Here is a 3,185-nt window from a genome sequence, read left to right as displayed (position 1 = left end):
GGGAGGGCCGGCGCACTCCAGGACGCTACCGTGACTTCAACACCCAAAAACAAAAACGCCATCGAGGTTTTACTCGATGGCGTTGAAGAGTTTGTCTGACCTACCGGCTTACTTGGCCTGGGGTTCGTCGGCTTTGGCGGTGGTGGGCTGCTTGAGCTCAAGGAGGTCGCGCATGATGTTCACGGCTTCCAGCTTCATGGGCTCCACGCCATAGGGGAACTTGGCGGCGGCGGGCTCGGCGTCTTCGTCGTCGTCACGCTTGGCCATGCGCATGCCGGTGCTCTGCTCACGGGTGAAGTCAGACTCGAGAATGAGCTCGGGCTTCTCGACGTTGTCGAGGGTGAGGTGGTAGACCTTCAGGCCGCCGTCCTTGGTCTTGGCGGCGATGTCCTTGGCACGGGCGGAGCGCTCCTCGTCCTGCTTCTCACGGCGGGCTTTGGTATCAGCGGTGTCCTTCTCGCGTTCAGCGAGGTTGAGAGAGACGACGTTGCGGTCGATGCGCTCTTTGAGGCGCTTGGACTCCTCGCCGATGTATTGATACTCAGGATTGGTCTTCACGCGCTCGGTCATGCGCTTGCTGAGTTCCGTGAGCGGCCAGGGTTTCTCGGTGAAGAGGTTGTATTTGCGGGCCGGGATGGTGTCATACGGCAGCGGGTTGTCCGCAGAGGCTTCACCGATGTCCAGCACGTCACGGATGGAAGGCAGCACAAGGTCTGGCTCCACACCCTTGAGCTGGGTGGAACCACCGGCGATGCGGTAGAACTTCTGGATGGTGACCTTGAGGTTACCGGCGCGGTCCTTCTTGGCGAAGAAGGGCATGAAGCGCTCCACAGGAAGGATGGTCTGCACGGTGCCTTTGCCGAAGGTGGACTTGTCACCCACGATCAAGGCGCGGCGGTAGTCCTGAAGAGCGGCGGCAAGAATCTCGGAGGCCGAGGCGCTGGTCTTGTCCGTGAGGACGATCATCGGGCCATCGTAGAAGGCCTTCTCGTTTTCACACTCGCGGAAGGAGATGCGGCCCTGCCAGTCCTTGGCCTGCACGACCGGACCTGCAGGAACGAAGAGACCGGTGAGGCGGATGGCTTCTTCAAGCGAACCACCACCATTGCCACGGAGATCGAGCACAAGGCCGTCAATCTTCTCCTTCATGAGACGGGCGAGAAGCTTCTGCACGTCATCCGTGGTGGAGACGGTACCTTCCTCCATGTCAGCGTAGAAGGAGGAAAGATTGATCCAGCCGAGCTTGAGCTGCTTGCCCATTTCCGGCGGGGTGACGAGCATCTCAGCATTCGCGAGCTTCTCCTTCAGTTCCACTTCACCGCGGACGATGGAAATGATCTTCGTGGCGCCGGGATCGCTGGCAGGATTGATGCGCATGCGGACGGTGCTGCCATCCTTGCCGCGGATCATGTCCACGATCTTGTTCAGCTTCATGTACTTCGTGTCGACGAAGTCAGCATCGCCCTGGGCCACGCCGGTGATTTTGTCATTCAGACTCAGGCCGCCCTGCTTGTCCGCAGGACCTCCGACCACGATGCCCTGGATCTGGGCCACGTCATCCACCAGACCCAGCAGCGCGCCGATGCCGACGAGCTTGTGCTTCATGGAGATGTTAAAGCTGTCTGTCTCAGCGGGGCTCATGTACTCCGTGTGCGGATCATAAGCGATGGCGAGGCTGGAGAGGAAGAAGTCGACGATGTCTTCCTGGTCGTTCTCGTTGATGCTCTCGAGCAGGCGCTCATAGTCCTTCAGCACGCGCTCCTGAGGAGTCTTTTCCTTCTCCTCGTCCTTGGCGAACTCGGCCTTCTTCGCTTCATCAGCCTTGGCAGGCGGTGGCTCAGGGGTCGTGGTGCCAGCGGCGGCGGCGTTCTTTTTCTCCTCCGCTTTCTTGGCGGCCTTCTCAGCCTTTTTCTTGGCTTCCTCGACCTTGGCCTCATCGACGAGCTTTTCCTGGAGCATGTTCTCCTCCAGGATGTCCAGCCAGAGCTTGTCCTGCTCGGCGACGTCCTTCGGATAAGGTGCCTTGTCGCGCTTCAGCTCGACGGTGCGGCTGGAGTCAAAGGTGAACTTGTGGGCAGCCAGCGTCTTCTTCACGAAGTCGAGACGCTCCTGCACACGCTGCTTGTAGATGTCATAGATCTCGATGGCCGGGCTGACATTGCGCATGAGCACATGGTCATCGAGCGTGGTGTTGTACTTGCCCTTGAGCGAGTCCACGTCCTGCTGGGTGAAGAAGACGTGACGGAAGTCCAGCAGGTTCAGGTAGTTCTCCAGAAGCTTCGCGGAGAGATCGTCATCAAAGTCACGGTGCGAATAATGCTGGCTCTGCAGCATGTAGGCCACATGCATGGCCACTTGGCCGAAGTTCGTCTCGGCACGGGCAGGAACGGCCAGGGAAATGGCCGCCAGAGAGGCAGCCACAAGGGACAGGGGTTTGCGAATCATGATGTGGGGGCTGCTAGAATACGCGGTAAGGCCGTGAATATGACGTGAGATTTTGCGGGTTATGCCTTGAATTGTCCACCGGATTCCTTTTTCAGGGTGTGTATGACAACGATTTCGATGTCCATGTTCACAGGCGGAATCGCCCAAACCAACGGTTATTTGGTAAAACTCCCAGGGGGAATGCTCCTGGTGGATGCTCCCGATGGCATCGTCAGGTGGCTGAAGCAGGAGGGTGCCAAGGTGGATGCCGTGCTGCTGACCCATCAGCACTTTGACCATGTGCTGGATGCGGCGGCGGTGGCCAGGGAGCATGGCTGCCCGGTGTACTGCTGGGAGGCCTACTCCCCGGACCTGACCCTGGAGAGGTTGTTTAAAACCATGACTGGCTCTGCATTCGCGGTGCCTGAGTTCGCCGTGGATCACGTGCTGAACGGGAAGACCGAGATCGAGGTCCTGGGGCAGAAGATGCAGCTTTTCCATGTGCCAGGGCATTCGCCGGACAGCGTGTGCTTTTACCTCGAAAGCCAGGGCGTGCTCTTCGGTGGCGACGTGCTGTTTCTGGACGGTGTGGGCCGCACGGACTTCCCCGGTGGCTCCTTCGAGCAACTGGCCACGGGCATTGAAAACCATCTCTGGCCGCTGCCGGACATGACCGTGGTCTTCCCCGGGCATGGGGATGAGACGACGATCGGCCGTGAGCGGGAGGAGAATCCCTTCGTGGGGGCTGGGGCTTGAGAAAT

2 protein-coding genes are annotated in these 3,185 nt (G+C 59.5%); one reads left to right on the top strand and one right to left on the bottom strand.

Features of this window, described 5'->3' with window-relative positions; genetic code table 11:
• Positions 1 to 108: 108 nt before the first annotated feature.
• Positions 109 to 2,445 carry a carboxy terminal-processing peptidase gene (locus BGE01nite_RS28670; RefSeq protein ID WP_170267143.1) on the bottom strand — a complete coding sequence of 779 codons (2,337 nt, stop codon included), beginning with the start codon at positions 2,443 to 2,445 and terminating at the stop codon, positions 109 to 111.
• Between the two features lie 102 nt (positions 2,446 to 2,547).
• Here BGE01nite_RS28670 and BGE01nite_RS28665 point away from each other — a divergent pair, with 102 nt between their 5' ends.
• Entirely contained in the window at positions 2,548 to 3,180 is a 633-nt protein-coding gene (locus tag BGE01nite_RS28665) for an MBL fold metallo-hydrolase (protein WP_146856366.1), read from the top strand.
• Positions 3,181 to 3,185: the final 5 nt, after the last annotated feature.

The sequence above is a fragment of the Prosthecobacter gellanilyticus genome (assembly GCF_007992435.1).
In the GTDB taxonomy this organism is placed as follows: Bacteria; Verrucomicrobiota; Verrucomicrobiia; order Verrucomicrobiales; family Verrucomicrobiaceae; genus Prosthecobacter; species Prosthecobacter gellanilyticus.
Note: the sequence above shows the minus strand (reverse complement) of the source record. Positions and strands in the feature narration are given on the sequence as shown.